This is a genomic window from Pseudomonas sp. 1L-C-7-B-C1 (assembly GCF_057291635.1).
Map to the genome: position 1 here is coordinate 254,553 of NZ_JBXAWH010000002.1, position 23,010 is coordinate 277,562.

Below are 23,010 nucleotides of genomic sequence, written 5' to 3' on the forward strand. Positions count from 1 at the left end.
TGCAGTGAAGAAAGTCCTGATCATCGGCGCCACCTCCGCCATCGCCAGTGCGTGCGCGCGTTTGTGGGCCACGGAAGGCAGCGATTTTTTCCTCGTGGCACGCAACGTCGAGAAGCTGCAGCAGACCGCCGCCGATCTCAAGGCGCGTGGCGCGACCAACGTCACGCTGCACGAGATGGACGCCAACGATATCGAGGCGCACCCCCTGATGATGGGCCGTTGCCTGACCGCCCTGGGCCAGATCGACATCGCCCTGATCGCCCACGGCACACTGCCCGACCAGAAGGCCTGCGAGCGTGACGTGCACATGGCGCTGAAGGAATTCGCCAACAACTGCACGTCGGTGATCGCCTTGCTGACGCTGCTGGCGATGCAGTTCGAGACCCAGCGCTGCGGCAGTCTGGCGATCATTTCTTCGGTGGCGGCTGATCGCGGCCGCCCTTCCAACTACCTCTACGGCAGCGCCAAGGCGGCGGTGTCGACCTACTGCGAAGGCTTGCAGGCGCGGCTGTTCAAGGTCGGCGTGCACGTCACCACCATCAAGCCGGGCTTCGTGGATACGCCGATGACCCAGGGCCTGTCGTTGCCGGCGGCCTTGCTGGCACAACCGGCGCAGGTCGCCCAGCGCATCGTCAAGGGCATCGCCAACAAGGTGCCGACGCTGTACGCACCGGGTTTCTGGGCGCTGATCATGCTGGTCATCCGTTCGATCCCGCAGCCGGTGTTCAAGAGGCTGAACCTGTGAGCGAAGCCGTGCCCGAGCCTTCACACCTGTCCGGCTGGCGCTACCGCGCGGTGCTGCTATCGGTGGTCGGTTCGGCGCTGGGCTATCTGGCCTTTTCGCTGTGGGGCGGCTGGCAAGCAGTGGGCGCTGCGGTGAGCGAGGTCGGGCTGATCGGCATTGTCATCGCGCTGTTCATGTCATCGGTCAATTACGGGCTGCGCTTCGTGCGCTGGCAGACCTACCTGAAGGTGCTCGGCCATCCGATGCCGTGGCGCCCGAGCCTGAACATTTACCTGGCCGGCTTTGCCCTGACCACCACGCCTGGCAAAGCCGGTGAAGCCCTGCGCGGCGTGTTGCTGAAACGCTGGGGCGTGCCCTACCCGCAGAGTTTCGCGGCGTTTTTCAGCGAGCGCCTGTCGGACCTGTTTGCGGTGGTTCTGCTGACCCTGTTCGGCCTGTCGCTGTACCCCCAGGCGTGGCCGATGATTGTGGTCGGCGTGGCGCTGGTGGCGGTCGGGCTGGTCGTGCTGTCGCAACGTCGGCTGCTGGAGCGCATCACCGAAACGGTGCCGGCCGGTGGCGGCAAGGCACTCGGGCTGCTTCGCCATCTGCTGCAGGTGCTGGTGCATGCGCAGCACTGCCATCGCCTGCGCCTGATGCTCGGCCTGACCGCGCTGAGCGTTGTCGCCTGGAGCGCCGAAGCCCTGGCGTTCGACTGGATTCTGAAATGGATGGGCGCCGACATCCCGCTGACCTTCGCAGTGTTCGTCTACGCCCTGGCGATGCTGGCCGGCGCGGTGAGTTTCATGCCTGGGGGACTGGGCGGCGCGGAGGCGGTGATGGTCGGTCTGCTGGTCTGGAAAGGCATGGACGGCGCCGACGCCGTGGCCGCCACCGTGCTGATTCGTCTGGCCACCCTGTGGTTCGCGGTGGCCATAGGCGCGGTAATGCTGATCAAGCTCAAAGGCGAGGCGACGACGCCTCGGGTTCAATCGGTTCAATAACGCTTTTCGACGGAATATAGGGACAGGAGTGCAAGTCATGGTGGCAGCAGTACGTTATCGAGCGTTGTTTGGCATTCCTCTGTTATTGGCGGTGGCCGCCGTCCTCTGGAGCTTTATGGCGTCCAGCGGACCGATTCAATGGATGGACAACGGCATCTTCATGGCCGACGCCTCGGAGGGCCGCTACTTCAGCGACACCCTCGGGCCGCTGGATCACCCGTTGTACCTGTTCGTCACCACCGCGCTATTCGCTCATTTCGGGCCGCTGGTACTGAGCTTCATGAACTCGATGCTGATGATTCCACTGGGCTGGGCGATTTTCCGCCTGGCCAAGGGCGTCGGCGCCACGTCGCAGCAAGCCTTGCTGGCGATTGCCGCCGCGCTGCTGTGCCATTGCGTGTTCTGGGTCTCGACCAAAGCGGAAGTGTACCTGCTGCACACGCTGCTGGTGACCTTGGCGTACATGGTGCATTTTCGCGATAAATCGCGCTTGGGTCTGCTCACCGCGCTGTTCGTCATCGGCATGCTCACGGGCCTTGCCGCCGCCATTCATCAACTGACGTTCATCGTGCTGTTTCCGCTGTACGTGCAACTGGTCTGGCAGCACAGGGCGCGGGCTTTGCTGACGATTCCGGGCTTTGTGCTGGGCTTTGCGGTGGCGATCCCCGCCATCTTGCAGGAGTTGCAGAACGGCCTGAGCCTGATCGATATCGGTCATCGTTACCTGATTGGCATCCCCGACAAAACCACCGAGCAGAGCTGGCAGGGTTCGCTGTTTCGCTTCGACGACATGTGGCACGAGAAAAACTCGGTGGCGCTGCTGATGCTGTCGCTGCTCGGCCCGCAGCTGGTGGCGCTGGTGCTGTTTCCCAAAAGCCGGCGCCTGCGACTGTTGTGGTGCGCGGCGGTGCTGAACTTCATCTTTGCGGTGTCTTACAACGTCACCGACCGCTTCACGTTTTTTCTGCCGGGGGCGGTGCTGTTGAGCATCATCGGCGTGATTCATGTGCAGGCGTGGCTGGCGCGACACAATGCCGCCGTGGTCGCCTATGCCCTGCCCTTCAGCGGCCCGGTGACGATCCTCGCGGTGTACGCGATTTACGCCAGTGGCGTCGTCGCGCTGCCGACCCACAAGGAAGCGCTGCCTTTCCGTGACGATATCCATTACTTCATGGCGCCGTACCTGCGTGATCGGTCGGCGGAGGCCTTCGTCCAGAGTTACGAACAATCGGCCCCGCCAGGCGCGCTGATCGTTGCCGACTGGACGCCCAATGGCGCATTGCGTTCCGCGCAAGCCAGCGGGCTGCTCAAGGGGCGAACGATTGCGCTGTGCGAAGGTGCGCAGGACATCGAGTCCTATCTCAGCGGGCCTGGCGCCTTCCTCGCGCGGACCAGTTATTGCTCAAGCATCTCGGACCGCTTCGATCTGCAGACGCTGGCGGTGGGATACGAGCTGCACGCGAAATAGTCAAACAGAGGGAAGAAAGCCCCTGCGACGAGCCAATCGTTGCAGGGGCTTTTTGCATTTATGGCGGCGTGGGATTCGGCGGGAGGAGAGTCCTGCAGCGTTCGCCGCCCTAGAACCTCGTTGAACCTGGAACAACCGTCCGTCGGGTGGAATGCACCTCTTGCGTCGCGCGATTGACCAATAGGTATCCATGACAACAAAGGGATTCACATCATGTTCAAGACAAAATTGACTGCCCTGACCCTCGCTGGCCTGATGGCTGTTGCCACTGGCTCTGCATTCGCCGGCTCCACAGGCCCGACCGATCCGGTCGACAAAAACGGCCCGAAGCCAAGCACTTCCACCAGCGGTCAGAATAACGACGGCAGCTCCCCAGGCACGTCCACTCCAGGCACTAAAGGCATGGGCAGCACCAACGGCACCACCCGTGGCGACGCTGACGGCGGTGGCATGACAAACGGCAGCGGCATGGGCGGCAGCGGCGGCGGCACCGGTGGTGGCGCGAGCGGGTCCAGCGGTAGCAAATAAGCCATCTGATGAACGTGTGTGCTTAAGCGCGAGAGCGCCGGGGCAGCACCGAATACGATGAAGGGCCGAATCTGATTCGGCCCTTTTTTCGTTTCAGGCGTTTTATTGACCCAAAGGATTTAGAAGCCGTCGCGCGGGCGGCCATTGGCCCCCTCATCTTCCGGGCGATTGGACGTAGCCCCTGTACCTCCGCGGCCTTAGCGTAGCGGTCATCAATCGCTGCCGGATGATCCGCCTATGAAACCGCTCAATCACTTCCCCTCCCTGCTCTGCTGGCTCGCCCTCGCTGGCCTTATATCTGTCGGCAGCGCCGAGGCCCATGATGGGGAACAGGAAAAGGTGACCGTTCTGGAACAGCACCCGATGCTCAATGCGCCCGGTAAAAAAGCCATGGTGCTGACCGTCGATTACCTGCCGGGCCAGGCCTCCATCGCCCACAGTCACAGCGGCAGCGCGATTGCCTATGTTCTGGAAGGCGAGGTGATTTCGAGAGTCAACGACGGCAAGGCGATTACGTACAAGGCGGGCCAGACATGGTACGAGCCGGCCGGATCAAAGCACTACGAATCGCGAAACGCCAGCGCGACAAAGCCTGCGAAATTGCTGGTGTTCATCCTGCTGGACGACAAGGCCGACATCCTCACGCCGCTGCCGAAGTGACATCGAGGGTGATCACCCCGGCCTCTTCCCGGCTGAAGCCGGTCCTACAGTGGGATCGCGGCGATCCTTAGGACTGGCTTTAGCCGGGAAAGCGTCAGGCAACGCACTGCAAAACCGGGCAGACAAACCCGAGGCTAAATTTTCTGCCACCGCTGTCGATACGCTATTCGTAGAGCCCGAAATGTCGGGTCGGACCGGATCAGTGAAAGGCAAAAGTATGTACACAAACATTTTTCTGCTGGTAGAGCATGGCCGCGATCAAGGTGAAGTTTCTGTGTTGGGCTGGTTCGATGACGAACGCGCCGCGCAGGACACCGCCGAGGCCATGGAGTGGAAAGCGTATCGCGATGAAGCCAAGCGTCATCATCAGTGGTCGAGCCAGCCACTGCTGCCACCGGACCAGACGGCCCATCGTCGTTTCTGGGTCAAAGGCATCTCCAAGTTCAGCCACACCCCGGCACCCCGTTCGTGGGCCGTGCATTGATTCAGCGCGGGTAAAGCGTCAGCGCTGCGGGTGCACTGCGACGGTGCCCCGCACGCTGAAAGGGGACTGATTTATTTACAACGCTTCACCGTAAATTAATCTGTTCCCGCCGATTCAACTGCGCGCCAGCCACGCTCCACCGCACGTTCAGGCCAGTGATCTGCGCTGAAAGGGGACTGATTTATTTACAACGCTTCACCGTAAATTAATCTGTCCCCGCCGATTCCAACCGCGCGCCAACCACGCTCCACCGCACGTTCAGGCCCGTGATCTGGACGGATACCCGCGCCTGAGATAGCGTGCGGCTCCTACCGACTTCCAGGCCTCCCCTCCATGACCGATCGTCAACTCATCGTCCCGGACGAAATGCGTTTGCTCGCCGAGCGCGCGGGCTATGCCCCTGCCGTCAAGGTCGGTAAAACGCTCTACTGTGCCGGTCAGGTCGGGCGCACCCATGAATTGGCCGTCATCGAAGACCCGGAGCAGCAATTCCTCGCGGCATGGGAAAACCTGCGACTCGTCTTGACCGCTGGGGGATGCACCTTCGAAGACGTCGTCGACCTGACGACCTACCACGTCGACCTGCACCGTCACATGCCGGTGTTCAGAGCGGTAAAAGACAACGTCTTCCCCAGGGGCACCTGCGCCTGGACCTGCCTCGGCGTCAGCGAACTGGCCAGGCCCGGCCTGCTGGTGGAAATCAAGTGCGTGGCGGTGCAGCGGTGATGTTCGGATTGCCCGGCTCCTGCCCAAGGCATCCAGGCACGTCCGTTTTCAGTAATACCGCTTCCCCTGCAATACCCTGTCTGATCATCCAGCGAATCATGCGCGTCACCCGTTACGGGGTTATGCGGACGCCGGACCCGTCCGTGTCCGGGTCGCCGCAGCATTCGACATAACGGCTGAGCGTCGACCCTCGTCGGTCAGTCACCGGACAACACCTGACAAGCTAATGCGCCGCCCAATGGGAGACTTGCCGCCGCACGTCAGCGGCGCCTGTCAGGCACTGGGCAGCCGTAGCGTCCGGATCCGTGCGCTCCAGGGTGGTCACCGGTTTGCCGGGAGGCGAGTAGATCGTGATGCGCTGGGCGCCGACGGGGCGAAACTCGATTCGGGTGCCATCCTCCAGGTGCAGCGCCTGGTCCGTGTATTTTCCCTCCATTGCGTGGTAATAGGGCGGCGCGCTCAGGCATGTGCGCAAGTTGCCGTCTTCGAAAATCTCGACAAAGAACACGCCCCCCGCATGGGGGCCGGCCCACAGACCGGTGTGTCTGGCCGGCGGCGGCGTGGCGCTCACCGACGGGTAATCCACCAGCGAAACGTTGCTCGTATGCTTGCTCGCGCAGCCAGACGCCCATGAGACAGCAGCCGCCACGATAAGCAATGCCGTGGCTCGCGTTACGCTAATTCCATTTTGCATAGTGAACCTACACTTCCAGCGCGTGATTGACCGGCAGACCGCTGGCGCGCAAAAGCGCCTGCATGTCATTGCCTGACGCGACGTCGAACAGGGTGGGTTTGACTCTAGTACGCAGCCATTGCCCTCGCAACCTTCAAAAACAGCGGCAGCCCGCACGGGCGCTTCCCACCCTCCCGTCCAGTCATATGCCCAAGGCAAGAACGGGCCGAACGCCGCATCGTTGGCCGTGTGTATGCATTTCCCTCAGGATCAGATCATAAACTCGACCTATGCTTGGGAAGAGCGGGTGGCAGTGGTGCTGAAAAATTTCATTCAAACGGCACGTCCGAGGGTTGAACCCCCTATACCGCGCACAGTCCATGCACTACATCCCAAGGGGGAACATCGATGAATGACTTATCAAAAGCTTCAGGGTTGAGGCGTTTCACTTCCATCATTGCAGGCATCTTTGCCCTGTTTCTGTTGGCAGGCGGTATCTGGCTGCTCTCACTGGGCGGCTCTTTTTATTATCTGTTCCTGGGCGTCGCGCTGCTGGTGTTCGCTGTCCTGTTGTGGCGACGTTCCGCGGCATCGCTCTGGCTCTACGGCGCGCTGATGCTGCTCACTGTGGTCTGGGGCCTGTGGGAAGCAGGCACGGACTTCTGGGCGTTGGTGCCGCGTTTCGACATCCTCGGGGTGTTGGGTCTGTGGCTGCTGATCCCGGGGGTCACCCGTGATATCCCTGAGCGTCTGAAGCCGGGCAAAACCTTTTTATCCGCGACATTAGCACTGGCCATTGTGGTGATGGTTTACGCCATCTTCAACGACCCCCAGGAAATCAACGGCAGCATGGCGACGGCGCAACCTGCCCAGCATCAGCCTGTCGAGGGCATCGCCAACGGTGACTGGCCTGCTTACGGCCGCACACAGTCGGGCACGCGCTATTCACCGCTGACCCAGATCAACGAAGGCAACGTCAAAGACCTTCAGGTGGCCTGGACCTTCAACAGTGGCGAATCGAAAAACGCCAATGACTCCGGTGAAACCACCAACGAACTGACGCCGATCAAGGTTGGCGACAACATGTACATCTGCACCACCCACCAGATTCTGGTGGCGCTGGACCCGGCCACCGGCAAAGAGAAGTGGAGATTCGATCCCAAGCTCAAATCCGATCCGTCCTTCCAGCACTTGACCTGCCGTGGCGTCGCCTACTTCGATCAGGCGGACACCACCCAGTTTGCGAAAAGCCTGGAAGGCACGCAGCCGGTCGCCACCAGCTGCCCGCGCAAAGTGTTCCTGCCGGTCAACGATGGTCGCTTGTTCGCCATCAACGCTGACACCGGCGCACCCTGCGCCGACTTCGCCAAAAACGGTGAGCTGGATCTGCTGCACCTGCAGCCCTACCCGTATCCGGGCGGTCTCGAGCCCACCTCCCCGCCTGTCGTGACCGGTACCACCGTGATCATCGGCGGTTCGGTGACCGACAATCTGTCCGTGCACGAGCCTTCCGGCGCAATCCGTGGCTACGACGTCAATACCGGTGCGCTGAAGTGGATCTTCGACACCGGTGCCGAGGACCCGAACGCGATTCCGGGTGATGGCCAGACACTGGTCAACAACTCGCCGAACGCCTGGGCTCCGCTGGCTTACGACGCCAAGACCGATGTGGTCTATGTGCCAACCGGCAACCCGACACCGGACATCTGGGGCGGCAACCGCACGCCGGTGATGGAGCGTTATGCGAGCTCGATCGTCGCGATGAACGGTTCCACCGGCAAGCTGGTATGGAGCTTCCAGACCACCCACCACGACTTGTGGGACATGGACGTACCGGCTCAGCCGACCCTGGCTGACGTGAAAACCGGCAGCGGCGAAGCCGTCCCTGCGGTGTACGTGCCGACCAAGGCCGGCAACCTGTTCGTGCTGGACCGTCGCGATGGCAAGCCGATTGTGCCCGTCCATGAAATGCAGGTGCCTGCCGGTGAAGCCGCGCCAGGCGATCGGGTCAGCCCGACCCAGCCGCGCTCGGACCTCAATCTGACGTCCATTCAGACACTCTCCGACAAGGAGATGTGGGGCGCGACCATGTTCGACCAACTGGTCTGCCGCGTGATCTTCAAGCAGCTGTCCTACAACGGCCAGTACACGCCACCGTCCGAGCAAGGCACGCTGGTGTTCCCGGGCAACTTGGGTGTTTTCGAATGGGGTGGTATCTCGGTGAACGCCGACCGTCAGGTCGCGTTGATGAACCCGATGGCACTGCCGTTCGTGTCCAAGCTGATCCCACGCGGCCCGAACAACCCGCTGTGGCCTAAAGAAGGTGCCACCGGCTCCGGTACCGAAATGGGCATTCAGCCCCAGTATGGCGTGCCTTATGGCGTCGAAATCAACGCCTTCCTCTCGCCATTGGGCCTGCCGTGCAAAGAGCCGGCCTGGGGTTATGTGGCTGGCGTGGACATGAAGACCCACGATGTGGTGTGGCGCAAACGCATCGGTACCATCCGCGACAGCCTGAAAGGCATTCAACTGCCGCCGCTGAAAATCGGCGTACCGATGCTGGGTGGTCCGATTTCCACGGCCGGCAACCTGATGTTCATCGCGGGTACCCAGGACAACTACCTGCGCGCCTTCAACGTCACCAACGGCGACCTGCTCTGGGAAGCGCGCCTGCCAGCGGGCGGCCAGGCCACGCCGATGACCTACGAGAGCAATGGCAAGCAGTACATTGTGATCATGGCCGGCGGGCATGGCTCGTTTGGCACCAAGATGGGCGACTCGTTGATCGCCTACGCCCTGCCGTCAAAGTAATCAGCGGCTGAGCGACAACAGAAAGCCCGAGTGATCGGGCTTTTTGTTGCCTGCGGTTTTAGTACAGCAACCGCCAATGATGGTCGGGCGCCGACGGCTCAGTCGGCCTTGATAACGCCCGTCATCGCCGTATAACGAGTCTGAGGGTTCTTGAGCTTGTCGAGCACCTCATCCGGCGTGGACTCACGGAACACCACCATGTGCCCCACCTCCTCGCCGCCCTCGGTGACGCGCTCGATGTCGTTGATCATCCAGGTTTTCAGCTCATCCACGCTGATGCCCAAGTGCTCGGCGACCTGCGCGTGGAAGCGTTCTGCGTCGTACTGATTGAATTCGTCGTGGTTCATGGCCTTGGCCTCCTTTAGCGGGTGTAAGTCTGAGGCCGCAGGAGGCGCGCGCAGTTCAGTCGGTTATGACCCACGGCGCCCACGCCAGGATCAAAAAGGTCGTTAGCGCAAGCCTGGCCCGGCCATCCAGGGGCTGTATTCGAACGCGACCGCGCCTCTGGACACGCCGGTTTCATCCACCGAGAAACCCGGCATCTGCGCAAGGTCCAGGTGCTTGCATTGCTCGGTCAGTCGGCTTTGCAAGACGTTGTCGTAGGTGAAGGCCTCAGGGCGTTCACGGTGGCGTTGGAGGTTGACGACGCACGCCTCGACCTTGCCCTGGTTATTCGCCAGATACTCGAACGTGACCACGCCAATGCTATCTGGCGGCGCTTTCAGCAGTGTCCGCTCGGCAAAATAGCGGCTCTGCGCGTAGTGCTGATAAAGGGGCTGCATGGACAAGCGCTGGATATCATTCATGGGCATATAGATCAAAGGGGCGACGACTTCGACGTTGCCGTCTTTGTCTAACCGATCTGCGGGTACGACCGGGAACACCGCGCTCCAACACACCTTTTTTGAAAGGTCGGCAAGCGGTGCATTCGCCGTGGCAAGGCCCGTGGCCTGGGTTTCGCAGCTGAATACTTGATTGTTGCGATTGATCTTGATGCGCAGGCGAACCTCACCCGTCAGGCCTTCGCTGTTGGCCTCAAGGCCTCTGTTTCCGAGAATGGACTGGAAACGTGCGACGAACGTGTGAAATTGCTGCTTTTTGATGTCTTCCGGGCTCGGGACGGCCGGGGCAGCGGCAGGAGACGTCACCTGCCGGGACTGACAGGCCAGCAGGGCGCAGGCAACGCCGACGATTGCGGCCAAGCGTAGCCAGGGAGAAATTAGGCGAATCAATGACAGGCGTGACACGGGGAGAGTAGACAACATTGATCATCCTTGAACGACAGAGAATAAAGCGCGCGAAGATACCGTTGCTCAGCGCAGTGCGTCCAGAACATGCCGTTAAAATGAGGGCGCTCACACTGGCCCCTTCCCGGCTAAATCCGGTCCCACGAACAGCCATGCACTCCCACTGGCACACCGCGTACTCATAGTGGGACCGGCTTCAGCCGGGAAGGCGTCGGATGTCACGCTACAAAACAACGGACAGCCACGCCCACCGGCAACTGACAAACCGACCTCCGCCTCCAGCCACTGGCATGCGACAATCACGCACCGAACACCGTCGGCCCTTTTACGGTCTGACGTCGAGACACTTGCGCGGATGAACCCGATGATCAATGCCCTCGTATTTTTCGCCACCGTGATCGGCATGGAGGGCTTTGCCGTGTTTGCGCACAAGTACATCATGCACGGCTGGGGCTGGGGCTGGCATAAGTCGCACCATGAGCCGAGAATCGGCTGGTTCGAGAAGAACGATCTGTATGCCGTGGTATTCGCCGGTTTCGCCATCGTGCTGATCGCGCTCGGCACCCAGGGCGCGCACCCGCTGGAATGGATTGGCGCCGGGATGACCGCTTACGGCTTCCTGTATTTCATTGCCCACGACGGCCTGGTGCACAAGCGCTGGCCGTTCAAATACGTGCCGCGCAATGGCTATCTCAAGCGCCTGTACCAGGCGCATCTGATGCACCACGCGGTGTCGGGCAAGGAGCGTTGCGTGTCGTTCGGCTTTCTCTATGCGCCGAGCGTCACTCGATTGCGCGCCCAGCTTCGACGCCTGCACGACGGTCCGTTGCAGAAATCCGACCCGGACGTTGCCACAGGCTCGCAGGCCGCGCGGGCCACTGCCGACCACGATTCACGCTAGCCTTCCACGCCCCCACCAACACCAGTCGCAGCTTGTCCAGCTTGCTGGTCGACACCCGCGCATCCCACGCCCGAGCGCCGCGCGCCCTGACCTTCACGCCGATCTCGCGATAGACGCAGCCCGCCGTCGCCACCGCCCACGCCGATCGCCACGGCAATGCGGTCAGGCCCGCGTTGGCACTTTCGTAATAGGGCTCTGCCATGTCCACCAACCGCTGGGCAAGCACGGCCACTTGGGGTCGATACTGCGGATCCGCGAGCCGATCCCTGGGAATCCCCAACTCATCCAGCCAGTCACCCGGCAGATAGCAGCGGCCCACCGAGGCGTCTTCGACAATGTCCCGCGCGATGTTGGTCAGCTGAAACGCCAGACCCAGATCGCAGGCACGGTCGAGGGTCGCTTCGTCGCTCACACCCATGATCTGCGCCATCATCAAGCCGACGACGCCCGCCACGTGGTAGCAGTACTCCAGCGTGTCGTCGATGCGCCGATACTCGCGCTGGCTGACGTCCATCGCAAAACCGTCCAGATGCTGCAGGGCATAACGCTGCTCGATGCCATGCCGCAGAACGACCTCCCTGAACGCCTCGAACGCCGGGCTGTGGGTGGGGGTGCCGGCGTACACGGCGTGGGTCTGGGCAATCAGCCGTTGCAGCCGCTCGGTGACTTCCTGCTGACTGACCACCTTCGCCGAATGCCCCGCTTCCTGACCGTCAATGACGTCGTCGCAATGCCGGCACCACGCATAGAGCATCACCGCGCTGCGACGGGTCACCGGGTCGAACAGGCGTGATGCGGCCGCGAAGCTTTTCGAGCCGACTTCGATGCTCTGGGTGGCGTGGTCGAGCAGTGCCTGATCGGCCACGCTCATGAGTGCAGCTCCTCCAGCATCAGTCCGGCCGTGGCTTTGGCCGAACCGATGACACCCGGCACGCCAGCGCCCGGGTGCGTGCCAGCGCCGACCAGATACAGATTGCTCAGGCTCGCGTCGCGGTTGTGGGGGCGGAACCACGCGCTCTGGCGCAGGATCGGCTCAAGGGAAAATGCCGAACCGAGGTGCGCGTTGAGCTCACCCTTGAAGTCCTGCGGGGTGAAGATGCGGCTGGTGACCAGGTCCTCGCGCAGACCGGGCATGTAGTGCTTCTCCAGGTACTCGAAAATGCGATCGCGGTAACGCGGCCCTTCCACTTCCCAGTCGATATCGGCGTTGCCCAGGTGCGGCACCGGCGACAGCACGTAATGGCTGGAACAGCCCGGCGGCGCGAGGCTCGGGTCAGTGATGCAGGGCGCGTGCAGGTACAACGAGAAATCTTCGGCCAGCGCGGCGCCCTTGAAAATCTCCTGAATCAGCGCCTTGTAGCGGGGCCCGAAGCACACCGTATGGTGCTGCAACTGAGGCTGCGGACGCTTGAGTCCGAAGTGGATGACGAACAGCGAATTGCTGAAGCGCTTGCCCTTCAATCGCGCCCCTTCCTTGACCCCGCGCGGATGGCCGCCGAGCAGTTCGGCGTAGGTGTGCATGACGTCGGCGTTGGAGGCCACGCAATCGGCGTTGATCTGCCGACCGTCCTTGAGCCGCACGCCGGTCACCCTCTGGCCACTGGTCTCAATACTGGCGACATCGGCGTTCAGCTCGAACTGCCCGCCGATGTCTTGGAACAGCTTGACCATGCCCTGCACCAGCGCACCGGTCCCGCCCTTGGGAAACCACACGCCCCACTGACGTTCGAGAGCATGAATCAGTGTGTAAATGGAGGACGTCGCGAACGGGTTGCCGCCCACCAGCAGCGAGTGAAAGGAAAACGCCTGGCGCAGTTTGTCGTCCTCGATGAACTCCGACACCATCGAGTACACGCTGCGCCATGCCTGCAGCCGCGCCAGCTGCGGCCCGGCCTGAACCATGTCGCGGAACGACAGGAACGGCACGGCGCCGAGCTTCAGATAACCCTCTTCAAACACCGCTTTGGAGTACGCCAGAAAGCGTTGATAACCGGCGACGTCCTTGGGGTTCATCGCTGCGATCTGGGTGTCCAGAGACTGCTGATCGTTGGCGTAATCGAACTTCGTCCCGTCTTCCCAGCACAGCCGATAGAACGGCGACACCGGCAGCAACTCGACGTAATCCTTGATGGATTTACCGGCGGCGGTGAACAGCTCTTCGATGGCCGTTGGGTCGGTGATCACCGTCGGCCCCGCGTCGAAGGTGAAACCCTCGTCTTCGTAGACGTAGGCGCGGCCGCCGGGCTTGTCGCGTTTTTCCAGCAGCGTCGTCTGCACGCCCGCCGCCTGAAGCCGGATGGCCAGGGCCAGGCCGCCAAAACCGGCGCCAATCACAATTGCGCTTTTTGCTTGAGTCATTTCAATTCTCGTTGTGCTTAGGCAGGTGATGCCTGGCCTGGTAATGCTTGGGCAGGTAACGGACCGCGGCTTTGACCGCCTCGTTGATCGGTACGGGCGGCTTGCCAGTCAGCACGCGCAGCTTGTCGGCCAGGGTGCTGCGGCCTGCGTAGAAACGGCTGATCAGGCCTTCGGACAGGCCATAGAACCGCTGCATCACTTGCCAGCGATTGGAGGGCCGCCCGGCCAGAAACAGCATGCGGTTGAGCAGCCGATAGAAACGCTGGGACTCCCACGCACGCTGCGCGATGGCGCGGATGCCTGCGTCCAGTGAGTCGGAATGGAGCGTTGGCTGAGCAGCAATCCACTCCGCCAGCCGCACGGCATGGGGCAGTGAATAGCCGGTGGTGCAATGAAACAGCCCGGCGCGCAAACCCGATCGCGGCTGGCCTGCAGCTTCGCGCCAGAACCCGGCGAAATCCCCGGCCAGGGTGATCGGCAACACGCCCTGCTCTTCGCGCAGGCACTCGGCGATTTCCCAGCCGTGAGCCCCGGCGTAATCAGTGATGTGCTGACGAAGCTGGTCAGAAGTAAATGAATGTTGGTCGACGTAATGGGTGTCCTCGATCAGCAAGGTGTCGGCTGAGAATGGCAGCACGTAGACGAAGCGATAGCCCTCACTTTGCGCGACCCGGGCGTCCATGATGATCGGCGCGGTCAAGCCATGGGGCGCCTTCAAGCGCAGCAACTGTCCGAGAAACGCCTGCTGGCCCAACACCATGTGCGCCGTGGCCTGCACGCCGCGGCCATCGATCACCGCGCGGGCTTCAAGCCGCTCGCCGCTGTCCAGCACGACGCCATTCGGGGTGAGTTCGGTGATGCGTCGGCCGGTCAGCAGCGCGTCGCCCAATGCGGGCTCGATGACCTCGGCAAAGCGTTCCGACGTGATGCTGGCATAGCCACTGCTCAACCGTCGCGAGCGTTGCGGGAAGTGCACGTCATAGGTCGCCCAGCGCTGCACGACCAACGGCTGCAGCCATTGATGCTGCTCGGCGGTGAGGTCGCCCTCGTGAAAGGACCAGGTGTGGTTGCCGCCGAGGTGCGTCTGCTCTTCGATGCACAGCACGCGCAGCTCCGGCCGCCGCTGTTTGAGACGCCAGGCGATCAGCCCGTTGGCCAGGCCGCCGCCGGCGAGAATCAGGTCATAGGTCATGGCACCAACCCCGCCAGCACCGGCTCACCCGTGCGCACCACGGCTTCGACAATGTCGGCAGCGCGTGACGTGCCGCCGGCCCGGGCCAGTTCCGTTGCGAGGCGATCAAAAGGCTCGGTGGACAACCCGCGCAGCTGCGTCAGCCTTTCGCGGATCTGCCCTGCCGCGGCGCCGCGACGCAGTTGCAGGCCAATCCCGGCGTGGGTAACCCGCGAAGCGACGCCCGGCTGATCAAACGCGATGGGCATGACCAGCATCGGCGTGCGCGCGACGATCGCGTCCATCACCGTATTCAGGCCGCCGTGGGTGACCACCGCATCAGCATGTTGCAGCGCCCATTGTTGCGGCGCGAAATCGGTCACCCAGGTCGCGCCGGCCTTGACCAGTCGCTGCTCTTGCCGGCGGTCGAGCCCACCGCAATGGGCGACCAGCAGCTGCGCATTCAGCTGTCGGCTGGCCGCGGCAATGCGCTTGAACATGTCATAGCGACTGCCCTGCAGCGTGCCGAGGCTGGCAAAGATGAAGGGCCGGCTCGGGTCAATCGGCCATTCGCCCCGTTGTTCGGTTTGAGCCTCCCGCAGTGGCCCGACCGCGTGAAAATTCGCGGGCGGATGCTGTCGGGGGAAATCGAAACCCGGGATGGTCTGACTGATCTGCGCATAGGGCGAGAGGCATTCATGCAGCCCGTCGCGGGGCTCGATGGCCAGGCGGCGTGAAGCCTCGCGCAGCACCTTGCTCAACGGTCCCATCAACCAGTCGTACACCTTGCGGCTGCCTTCGAAGATATGCTGACTGCGCTCATCGGTGGCGTAGGCAAAGGGCATCACCGGCAGCGGCAGTTGTGGCTCGCGGTTGACCGGCAAGGCGCAGGCCACCGAGACATACGGCAAGCCCAGCCCTTCGGCAACCATGCCGCCGGCCGCCTCCATTTGATCGCACAGCAGCGCCTCAATCTGCCGCAGCGCCAGCGCCGACGGTAGCTCGGCGCAGAGCATGCGCGTGGTGTCGCACAGGTCGCGGATCACCCGGCGCAGGCGCAGCGGGTTATTGGAACAAGCGGCACGGCGCAGCGCCGCTTCAAGACTGCCCGGCGGATGACTGAGGGCGCCGAGGGCATGGAAGCCGATGCGCGGATCGGTCAGCCAACGGCGTGCATCGGCCTGCTGGAAAAACGTGACCTGATGACCCCGGTCGATCAACGTTCCGGCCAGGGCCTGAAACGCCTGAAAGTGGCTGTAGAACGCCGGCGCCACGACGGCAAAATGCGTCATGACAGCAACGACTGCAGGGTGTTGGGCGCCAGCAAGCGGGCACTGCGCAACGCGCGAAGATCAGCCGAACCGGTGCAGAAGCAGGCGATACGCAGCTGGCGGATAACGATGTCGAAATGTTCGATGACGGCAGCGGTGGACAGCGTTGCGTTACGCAGCACGCCCGCCGCCTGACCCACAACATCCGCGCCCAGCCGAATGGCCTTGGCCACGTCGATGCCATTATGAATGCCGCCGGAGGCAATCAGCGGCGTGTCCGGCAACGCCTGACGAACCATGGCCAGGCTGACGGCGGTCGGGATGCCCCACTGAGCGAACGCCATGGCGACTTCACGATCCGCCGGATTCTGCGAGCGCTCGGCCTCGACCGCGGCCCAACTGGTGCCGCCAAGGCCGGCAATATCCAGCACCTGCACACCGGCATTCACCAGCGCCAGTGCGACATCGGCAGACAGGCCGGCGCCCACTTCCTTGACTACCACCGGCACGCCGACATCAAGCACTACGCGGTGGATGGCGTCGAGAATGCCCTGCCAGCGCCGGTCGCCGCCAGCCTGAACCGCTTCCTGCAAAGGGTTTACGTGGATGATCAACGCGTTGGCCTGAAGCATGTCGACCGCACGGCGGGCCATGTCCAGGCCGTCAGGCTCGATCAGCTGCGCCGCGCCGATATTGCCCAGCAGCGCGATGTCCGGCGCCAGACGCCGCAGTTCGCGAGTCAGGCCCTGATCACCGCCGCTCTGCAGGGCTACCCGCTGGGAGCCGACGCCCATGGCAATACCCAACTCCTGGGCGGCTTCGGCCAGATGACGGTTGATCGCGGTGGCCCGGTCGGCCCCGCCGGTCATGGAACTGATGAGCAGCGGCGCGCGCAAGGCAATGCCCAGCAGCGAGCTGCTCACGTCAACGTCGTCCAGATTCAACTCCGGCAGCGCGCAGTGTTCGAAGCGGATGTCGTCCAGTCCGGAGAAGGAAGAACGCACGCTGGCGCGCCTGTCCAGCACGATATCGAGGTGATCGTCTTTTCGACGACCCATATCGCTGTGAGTCATACTCGCTCCATGCAGCTGAATTATTGAACCGGCTATACGGTCTTCTGCAGACGCAATCTTGTACAAAACCGATTTTCCTGTACAACTTTGCCGTATCTTGAGGCATTTAGAAACAGCAGTTGTTCCGTGACGACCGACCCCGCACCCCCTCACCGGTCCGCGACGAACAGTATTACCGCTAAAGCATAGGGAAAGACCGATGGCAGGTAACGTCGACACAACAATCAAATCGGGCTTTGCCGGGCTACTGGGAGACGTCCGGGCGGCCATCGAAACGCGGCTCTCGGAGCTTCTGCCCGAATCCGGCAACGAGCGTGACCTGGTGGCGCTGGCCATGCGCGAATCGACGTTGGCGCCGGGCAAGCGCATGCGCCCGGTGCTGTTGGTGCTCGCTGCCGAAGGGCTGGTCGAGGACGGCCGTGAAAACAGCCGCACGATCAGGCGCCAGGCCGTGGACCTGGGCTGCGCTGTCGAAATGATCCACGCCGCGTCGCTGGTGCTTGACGACATGCCCTGCATGGACAACGCAGCGCTGCGACGCGGTCAGCCCACGGTCCACCTGAAGTTTGGTGAAGACGTGGCGGTTCTGACTGCCATCGCCCTGCTCAGCCGGGCGTTCGGTGTCGTTGCCACCATCAGTGATCTGGCCGCCACTACTCGAACCGAGTTGGTCGAAGTGCTGGCCAACACTGTTGGCATGCAAGGTCTGGTGCGCGGGCAGTTCCAGGACTTGCGCGACGGCCAGCGCAGCCGTAACGCGGACGAGATCGCTTTAACCAATAACTTGAAAACCGGCGTGCTGTTCGGCGCGATCATGGACATGGTCTGGCTGATCAGCGGCGCGCGGGAGGATCAGCGGCCGCTGCTGCAGAACTTCGCCATGGAGCTGGGCCAGGCCTTCCAGATGTATGACGATCTGCGCGACCGCTGCGCCGACAGTGACAAGGACCAAGGCAAGGACGACGGCAAATCCACCTTCGTTTCGCTGTACGGCGAGGACAAGGTCAAGCGGCAACTGGCCCTGCACCTGTCCAGCGCCGAGCAGGCCCTGCGTGAGGTGTACGGCGACGACTCCACCATCGCCGGCTACCTGCGGCTGATCTTCGAGAAAGCCGCGCTCAACGGCTAGCGGACTGCGAACCCAGTTTTGCAATGGCCTGCTTGAGTTGTTCGCCGTCGGAGAAGCGCTCCTGACGCACGACCGCGCCGTTTTTCAGCGTCAGCCACTGGACCGTGTCGCGGTCGCCGTCGTAGGCCGAGGCGACCCGGGCGTCGCGGTCGAGCAGGATGCGGTATTTGGCCGAACGCATGGCGGGCACTGCCACCATTTTCACCAGCGAGGGCATCTTCTCGATGTCCGCCACATAAACGACGTGGCGCTGCTCCAGATACCCCTCGGGGCCCTCTTCAAGGGCGGCGTTGACCATCTTCGCCGCCGACATGCTGCGGGCAATCAACAACACCTGGGCCTGGTCGTCCAGCGTGTAGGCCTTGTCGAATTGATCCAACAGCGTCCACTTGGTCACCGGCTGGGGTGCGTCCTGGGCGAAGGCGTTGAGACTGAGAAACAGAGCGAGGGCCGCAAATTGCCGCATGGTTTAAATCCCTTTAGCAGGAGAGTTAGAACAAAAACAAGCGTCGAGGATAAGGGCTGGAGTACCTGCCCGAATCTGCCTTTCTGGCGCCCATGATGGCTCAACACATGAAGCGTGCGCCAATTTACCAGCAAGCGGTTAAAGCGGTTCGCCTGTTATGGGTTTTGCAGGTGATTTATCCCCTGTAACCCTAGAGGCTCGGCACCTTTCGCGCCCATCGCTATTTTCCGGACACTCAATGAACCTTCAGCAGCGCAACAACGTGCACGTCATGGGTGTCGGTCGGGCGACCCTGATTTTTTCCCATGGCTTTGGCTGCGACCAGGCCATGTGGCGCTTGCTCAGCCCCCATTACGCCGACCGCTTCAACGTCGTGCTCTACGATCTCGTGGGGGCGGGCAATTCGGCGATCGAGGCTTACGACCGGGACAAATACGCCACGCTGAACGGGTACGCCCACGACCTCACCGAGCTCATCCACGAATTTGCCACCGGGCCGGTGATCATCGTCGGCCACTCGGTCAGCGCGATGATCGGCGTATTGGCGGACCGACAGACCCCGGGGCTGATCGCCGCCCACGTGATGATCGGCCCCTCCCCTTGCTACGTTGACTCCGGCGATTACATTGGCGGTTTTTCCGAAGAGGACGTGCATTCGCTGCTCGATACGCTGGACAGCAATTACCTCGGCTGGTCGAGCACGATGGCCCCGGTGATCATGGGCGCGCCGGGTCAACCGGCGCTTGGCGAAGAACTGACCAACAGCTTTTGCCGCACCGATCCGGAGATCGCCAAGCAGTTTGCCCGGGTCACGTTCCTCTCGGACAACCGCAGGGACATTGACGGCCTGACCACGCCGACGCTGATCCTGCAATCCACCGATGACATGATCGCCCCGGTTGCCGTGGGTGAATACCTGCGTGCTGCGTTGCCGAACAGCACGCTGAGTCTGGTGGACAACGTCGGGCACTGTCCGCACCTGAGTGCGCCGGCGGCCTGTTCAGACTCGATGGATGACTTCCTCAGGCCGTGGGCGACCGTCCGTGGCGAGTGACGTCGTCGCAGCGCCGGACCTCCTCGAGCTGTTCGAAGGCGCCCCTTGCGGGCTGGTCGTCACCGACGAAGACGGGCGCATTCTGCGCGCCAATCGCACCTTCTGCGACTGGCTGGGCTACACCGACGCCGAGTTGAGCGGCATGCCTTTCCAGAATCTGCTCACGGTCGGCGGGCGCATTTTCCACCAGACCCACTGGGCGCCATTAATGCGCTTGCAGGGCTCGGTGGCGGAGGTGAAATTAAGCATCGTTCACCGCGACCGTCGCCAGATCATCATGCTGCTCAATGGCGTGCGCCGGGAGCATGAAGGCAAGGTCTACAACGAGCTGGCCTTTTTCGGCACCGCTGACCGAGACAAATACGAGCGCGAATTGCTCAAGGCGCGCAAGGCGGCGGAGGACCTGCTGCAGGAAAAAATCGCCGCGAGGCCGCGTTGCGTCGGGCTCAGGCCGAACTCAGCGAGGCTTACGAAACCGCTCAACGGCGCGCGACGTTTGCCGAGCAGATGGTGGCGATCGTCAGTCACGACCTGAAAAACCCCCTCACCGGGATCAAAATGGCCACCGACCTGCTCGCTCGTGGTCAACGCACGGCGCAGGAAAGCCGACTGTTGCAGCACGTCGGGGATTCGGTGCAGCGCGCCACCCGGATGATCGCCGACCTGCTCGATCTGACGGTGATTCGGGTCGGGCGCGGCATCAGCGTCAACCCTATAGAGGTCGACCTGCGCACCTTCATCGGCCATTGCGTTGATGAACTGCGCGTCGCCTTCCCGGGTGCTGAGCTGGCGCACCGCTCCAACGGCAGCGGGCTGGTGGCCCTGGATAACGACCGTCTGTTTCAGGTGATCGGCAATCTCACGGCAAACAGCGTGGCGTATGGGGACAATGCCAGACCCGTGACCATTACCTCTGCGCTGGACGTCGGGACGGTGTCGATTAGCGTGCACAACTTCGGCCCGGTTATTCCCGAAGCGCAACGCACCCGCCTCTTCGAGCCGCTGACCCGCGGCGCGGACGTCCATGCGGACCTGCGCAGCGTGGGTCTGGGGCTGTTCATCGTCCGCGAAATTGCCCGGGCCCATGGTGGTGATGTATCCGTGGTGTCCGACGCGGAAGAAGGCACAACCTTCACGGTAAGGCTGCCGCGGCGTGCAGGTGAAGCGTCTCTTCCCGGCTGAAGCCGCTCCCACTAATCGACCGCGTGCCCATAGTGGGACCGCGTACGCATTGTAGGACCGGCTTTAGCCGGGAAAATGTCGGCACGCACGATCCAAAATTGATAGCGCTCACACTGGCCTATTCCCGGCTGAAGCCGGTCCTACGAATCGACCGCGTCCCCCCAGTGGGACCGCGCAGGCATTGTAGGACTGGCTTTAGCCGGGAAGGCGTCGGCAGTCACACTGCAGAATTGATAGTGTTCACACTGGCCTATTCCCGGCTGAAGCCGGTCCCACTAATCGACCGCGTGCCCATAGTGGGACCGCGTACGCATTGTAGGACCGGCTTTAGCCGGGAAGGCGTCGGCAGGCACGTTGCAGAATTGATGGTGTTCACACTGGTTTCTTCCCGACTGAAGCCAGTACCACTCATCGACCGCGTGCCCACAGTGGGACCGCGTAGCATTGTAGGACTGGCTTTAGCCGGGAAGGCGTCGGTATTCACGCTGCAAAATGAATGGCGCTCACACTGGCCTCTTCCCGGCTGAAGCCGGTCCTACGAATCGACCGCGTACCCATAGTGGGACCGGCTTTAGCCGGGAAGGCGTCGGCAGGCACGATCCAGAATTGATGGCGCTCACACTGGCCTATTCCCGGCTGAAGCCGGTCCCACTAATCGACCGCGTGCCCGTAGTGGGACCGCGTACGCATTGTAGGACTGGCTTTAACCGGGAAAGCGTCAGCGGTCACGCTGCAAAATTGATGGCGCCCACACTGGCCTCTTCCCGGCTAAAGCCGGTCCCACCGAACGACCGCGTGCCCATAGTGGGACCGGCTTTAGCCGGGAATGCATATGGTGCTAATCAATTCTCCAGCGCATACCGCCGACAATGCTCCAGATAGCCCTGCTCGTGGCTGCCGACCAAATGCACGACGTTGCTCCACAGCCACGACGGCGCATCGAGGGTCTGCGAGCGGTTGAGCTGCAGGTCACGCATCCACGAGGTGCGCGTGGCGAGGTCCATCTGCCGGGCGTGTGCCAGACCGACGACGCGGGCCAGGTAACCGGCCGCTTTCATGGCTTCGCGTTCGCTCAGTTGATCGAGCTCAAGCTTCATGTCCTGGGGCAGGAGCTCGCGAACGAAGAAGCCATGATCGAGCATGCGCGTCGCAAGCATGCGGTTGCCGAGGCCCGGAGACAGATGCCGGGCGCCTTCCACCACGCGCTTGCCGTTGTCTCGGGGCATGCCCGCGCGAGGGGTGCGCGGTGCGGCGGCAGCGACGGCTTCCTTGACGTCGAGCAGGCAATATTCCTGATCTTCGTCATCGCCCACGCTCAACAGGACCGCATAACGCAGCAGGCCCAGCGAGCTGCACCCCTTCACCCAGTAGGCACAGTCGAGCATCTCCACGCGATCATCCTTCGAACGGCCTTTGAGCGAAGTGACCAGCGCATGAATCTCCGGCGTCGAGCACAGGTCTTTCAGGCCGTGACGCTCGTCGCGGGAGAGCGACCAGAAATGCTTGCCCAGCGGAATGGTCGGCCGCGTGTCTTCAATGCGCTCCTGAGCAAGGTGCTTCCAGGTCCGCTGCACCGCGCTGCGCATGCCCGCCTTCACCTGCGCGGGGCGCGCGGGCTCCTCATCGGCGCCGTCTTCGAACGCCAGCTCATAACCCTGCATCATCTCTTCGAGCATTCTCGCGGTGGCGACGCCCGGCAGGTCGGACCCCCGGGCAGCGGTGGCCAGAGACAGCGCCAGCCGAACCAGGTCATGGGCCGGGTTGCCGATGACCGTCTGATCCAGATCGCGGATGTGAATGTCGATGCGCCCTTTGGAATCCCCGGTCGGCCCGAGATTACCCGCGTGACAGTCGCCGCAGATCCACACCGGCGGGCCGCTGGGCAGACGCCGGCCCGATTGACTGTGCAGCCATTCGTAAAACTGCACCGTGCTGCCGCGTACATACGCATGGGCCGAGCGGGCCATCTTCAGATTACGTAATTCATTGAGCGGCTTGATACGGGCGGTGGGTCGAGGGGTCTTCATGAAGAATTCTTTGCAGGGAGATGTAGCGTTGACTCACCACGAAGGGAAATGTT

The 23,010-nt window shown here is 62.5% G+C and carries 21 protein-coding genes and 1 pseudogene; 12 read left to right on the forward strand and 10 right to left on the reverse strand.

The features are described from left to right. Positions 1 to 4: 4 nt before the first annotated feature. The 7 genes from AC0Z8Z_RS04405 to AC0Z8Z_RS04435 all read left to right on the forward strand — a co-directional run bounded on the left by AC0Z8Z_RS04405 (position 5) and on the right by AC0Z8Z_RS04435 (position 5,594). Positions 5 to 745 (forward strand): SDR family oxidoreductase, encoded by a 741-nt coding sequence (locus AC0Z8Z_RS04405; protein ID WP_485618266.1) that lies wholly within the window; start codon positions 5 to 7, stop codon positions 743 to 745. Continuing rightward, the gene (locus AC0Z8Z_RS04410) at positions 742 to 1,728 is read left to right on the forward strand and encodes a lysylphosphatidylglycerol synthase transmembrane domain-containing protein (RefSeq protein ID WP_485618038.1); all 987 of its coding nucleotides are present in this window, start codon (positions 742 to 744) and stop codon (positions 1,726 to 1,728) included. The genes AC0Z8Z_RS04405 and AC0Z8Z_RS04410 overlap by 4 nt, the downstream gene beginning before the upstream one ends. 37 nt (positions 1,729 to 1,765) lie before the next feature. Further along, on the forward strand, positions 1,766 to 3,196 hold the full coding sequence (locus AC0Z8Z_RS04415) for a DUF2723 domain-containing protein (protein WP_485618039.1): 1,431 nt from the start codon (positions 1,766 to 1,768) through the stop codon (positions 3,194 to 3,196). 213 nt (positions 3,197 to 3,409) lie between these two features. Beyond that, positions 3,410 to 3,724 (forward strand): hypothetical protein, encoded by a 315-nt coding sequence (locus AC0Z8Z_RS04420; RefSeq protein WP_122538115.1) that lies wholly within the window; start codon positions 3,410 to 3,412, stop codon positions 3,722 to 3,724. 237 nt (positions 3,725 to 3,961) lie between these two features. Continuing rightward, complete coding sequence (locus AC0Z8Z_RS04425; RefSeq protein WP_485618041.1) at positions 3,962 to 4,384, forward strand: cupin domain-containing protein; 423 nt, start codon at positions 3,962 to 3,964, stop codon at positions 4,382 to 4,384. A 217-nt stretch (positions 4,385 to 4,601) separates the two neighbouring features. Further along, a complete protein-coding gene (locus AC0Z8Z_RS04430; protein WP_065988488.1) occupies positions 4,602 to 4,868 on the forward strand; it encodes a hypothetical protein in 267 nt (88 codons plus the stop codon). Positions 4,869 to 5,201: 333 nt separating this feature from the next. Next, the gene (locus AC0Z8Z_RS04435; RefSeq protein WP_485618043.1) at positions 5,202 to 5,594 is read left to right on the forward strand and encodes a RidA family protein; all 393 of its coding nucleotides are present in this window, start codon (positions 5,202 to 5,204) and stop codon (positions 5,592 to 5,594) included. 223 nt (positions 5,595 to 5,817) lie between these two features. Here the strand turns inward: AC0Z8Z_RS04435 and AC0Z8Z_RS04440 are convergent, their stop codons facing one another. Then, complete coding sequence (locus AC0Z8Z_RS04440) at positions 5,818 to 6,288, reverse strand: hypothetical protein (protein ID WP_485618044.1); 471 nt, start codon at positions 6,286 to 6,288, stop codon at positions 5,818 to 5,820. Positions 6,289 to 6,675: 387 nt separating this feature from the next. Between AC0Z8Z_RS04440 and AC0Z8Z_RS04445 the strand changes: the two genes are divergently transcribed. Next, complete coding sequence (locus AC0Z8Z_RS04445) at positions 6,676 to 9,078, forward strand: glucose/quinate/shikimate family membrane-bound PQQ-dependent dehydrogenase (RefSeq protein WP_485618045.1); 2,403 nt, start codon at positions 6,676 to 6,678, stop codon at positions 9,076 to 9,078. Positions 9,079 to 9,176: 98 nt separating this feature from the next. Here AC0Z8Z_RS04445 and AC0Z8Z_RS04450 read toward each other — a convergent pair whose 3' ends face one another. Both AC0Z8Z_RS04450 and AC0Z8Z_RS04455 read right to left on the reverse strand, forming a co-directional pair. Beyond that, positions 9,177 to 9,425: a hypothetical protein gene (locus tag AC0Z8Z_RS04450; protein WP_485618046.1), complete on the reverse strand. Its 249-nt coding sequence runs from the start codon at positions 9,423 to 9,425 to the stop codon at positions 9,177 to 9,179. A gap of 102 nt (positions 9,426 to 9,527) precedes the next feature. Continuing rightward, the gene (locus tag AC0Z8Z_RS04455; RefSeq protein ID WP_485618047.1) at positions 9,528 to 10,343 is read right to left on the reverse strand and encodes a hypothetical protein; all 816 of its coding nucleotides are present in this window, start codon (positions 10,341 to 10,343) and stop codon (positions 9,528 to 9,530) included. A 337-nt stretch (positions 10,344 to 10,680) separates the two neighbouring features. On the opposite strand from AC0Z8Z_RS04455, the gene AC0Z8Z_RS04460 reads away from it, so the two are divergent. Next, positions 10,681 to 11,226, forward strand: a complete 546-nt coding sequence (locus AC0Z8Z_RS04460) for a sterol desaturase family protein (RefSeq protein WP_485618048.1) — start codon at positions 10,681 to 10,683, stop codon at positions 11,224 to 11,226. Here AC0Z8Z_RS04460 and crtB read toward each other — a convergent pair. Genes crtB through fni form a run of 5 tightly spaced genes read right to left on the reverse strand, consistent with a single transcriptional unit; the run spans position 11,108 to position 17,099 of the window. Beyond that, positions 11,108 to 12,097 carry a 15-cis-phytoene synthase CrtB gene (crtB, locus tag AC0Z8Z_RS04465; RefSeq protein ID WP_485618050.1) on the reverse strand — a complete coding sequence of 330 codons (990 nt, stop codon included), beginning with the start codon at positions 12,095 to 12,097 and terminating at the stop codon, positions 11,108 to 11,110. The two genes, AC0Z8Z_RS04460 and crtB, sit on opposite strands and share 119 nt — an antisense overlap. Then, positions 12,094 to 13,584 (reverse strand): phytoene desaturase, encoded by a 1,491-nt coding sequence (locus tag AC0Z8Z_RS04470; protein ID WP_122538097.1) that lies wholly within the window; start codon positions 13,582 to 13,584, stop codon positions 12,094 to 12,096. Before AC0Z8Z_RS04470 ends, crtB begins: the two co-directional genes overlap by 4 nt. A 1-nt stretch (position 13,585) precedes the next feature. Then, the gene (gene crtY, locus AC0Z8Z_RS04475) at positions 13,586 to 14,776 is read right to left on the reverse strand and encodes a lycopene beta-cyclase CrtY (RefSeq protein WP_485618051.1); all 1,191 of its coding nucleotides are present in this window, start codon (positions 14,774 to 14,776) and stop codon (positions 13,586 to 13,588) included. Further along, positions 14,773 to 16,047, reverse strand: coding sequence for a glycosyltransferase (locus AC0Z8Z_RS04480; RefSeq protein WP_485618052.1), 1,275 nt, complete (start codon positions 16,045 to 16,047; stop codon positions 14,773 to 14,775). Before AC0Z8Z_RS04480 ends, crtY begins: the two co-directional genes overlap by 4 nt. After that, complete coding sequence (gene fni, locus AC0Z8Z_RS04485) at positions 16,044 to 17,099, reverse strand: type 2 isopentenyl-diphosphate Delta-isomerase (protein ID WP_485618053.1); 1,056 nt, start codon at positions 17,097 to 17,099, stop codon at positions 16,044 to 16,046. The genes AC0Z8Z_RS04480 and fni overlap by 4 nt, the downstream gene beginning before the upstream one ends. Positions 17,100 to 17,298: 199 nt before the next feature. Here fni and AC0Z8Z_RS04490 point away from each other — a divergent pair, with 199 nt between their 5' ends. Continuing rightward, a complete protein-coding gene (locus tag AC0Z8Z_RS04490; RefSeq protein WP_485618054.1) occupies positions 17,299 to 18,228 on the forward strand; it encodes a polyprenyl synthetase family protein in 930 nt (309 codons plus the stop codon). Here the strand turns inward: AC0Z8Z_RS04490 and AC0Z8Z_RS04495 are convergent. Further along, positions 18,218 to 18,694 (reverse strand): hypothetical protein, encoded by a 477-nt coding sequence (locus AC0Z8Z_RS04495; RefSeq protein ID WP_485618055.1) that lies wholly within the window; start codon positions 18,692 to 18,694, stop codon positions 18,218 to 18,220. The genes AC0Z8Z_RS04490 and AC0Z8Z_RS04495 overlap by 11 nt on opposite strands. Before the next feature lie 238 nt (positions 18,695 to 18,932). Between AC0Z8Z_RS04495 and AC0Z8Z_RS04500 the strand changes: the two genes are divergently transcribed. Next, a complete protein-coding gene (locus AC0Z8Z_RS04500; protein WP_485618057.1) occupies positions 18,933 to 19,748 on the forward strand; it encodes an alpha/beta fold hydrolase in 816 nt (271 codons plus the stop codon). Beyond that, positions 19,708 to 20,930 (forward strand): annotated as a pseudogene (locus AC0Z8Z_RS04505) (PAS domain-containing sensor histidine kinase). Before AC0Z8Z_RS04500 ends, AC0Z8Z_RS04505 begins: the two are co-directional and overlap by 41 nt. An 842-nt stretch (positions 20,931 to 21,772) precedes the next feature. Here AC0Z8Z_RS04505 and AC0Z8Z_RS04510 read toward each other — a convergent pair. Continuing rightward, positions 21,773 to 22,957, reverse strand: a complete 1,185-nt coding sequence (locus tag AC0Z8Z_RS04510) for a DUF2252 domain-containing protein (RefSeq protein ID WP_172611662.1) — start codon at positions 22,955 to 22,957, stop codon at positions 21,773 to 21,775. Positions 22,958 to 23,010: the final 53 nt, after the last annotated feature.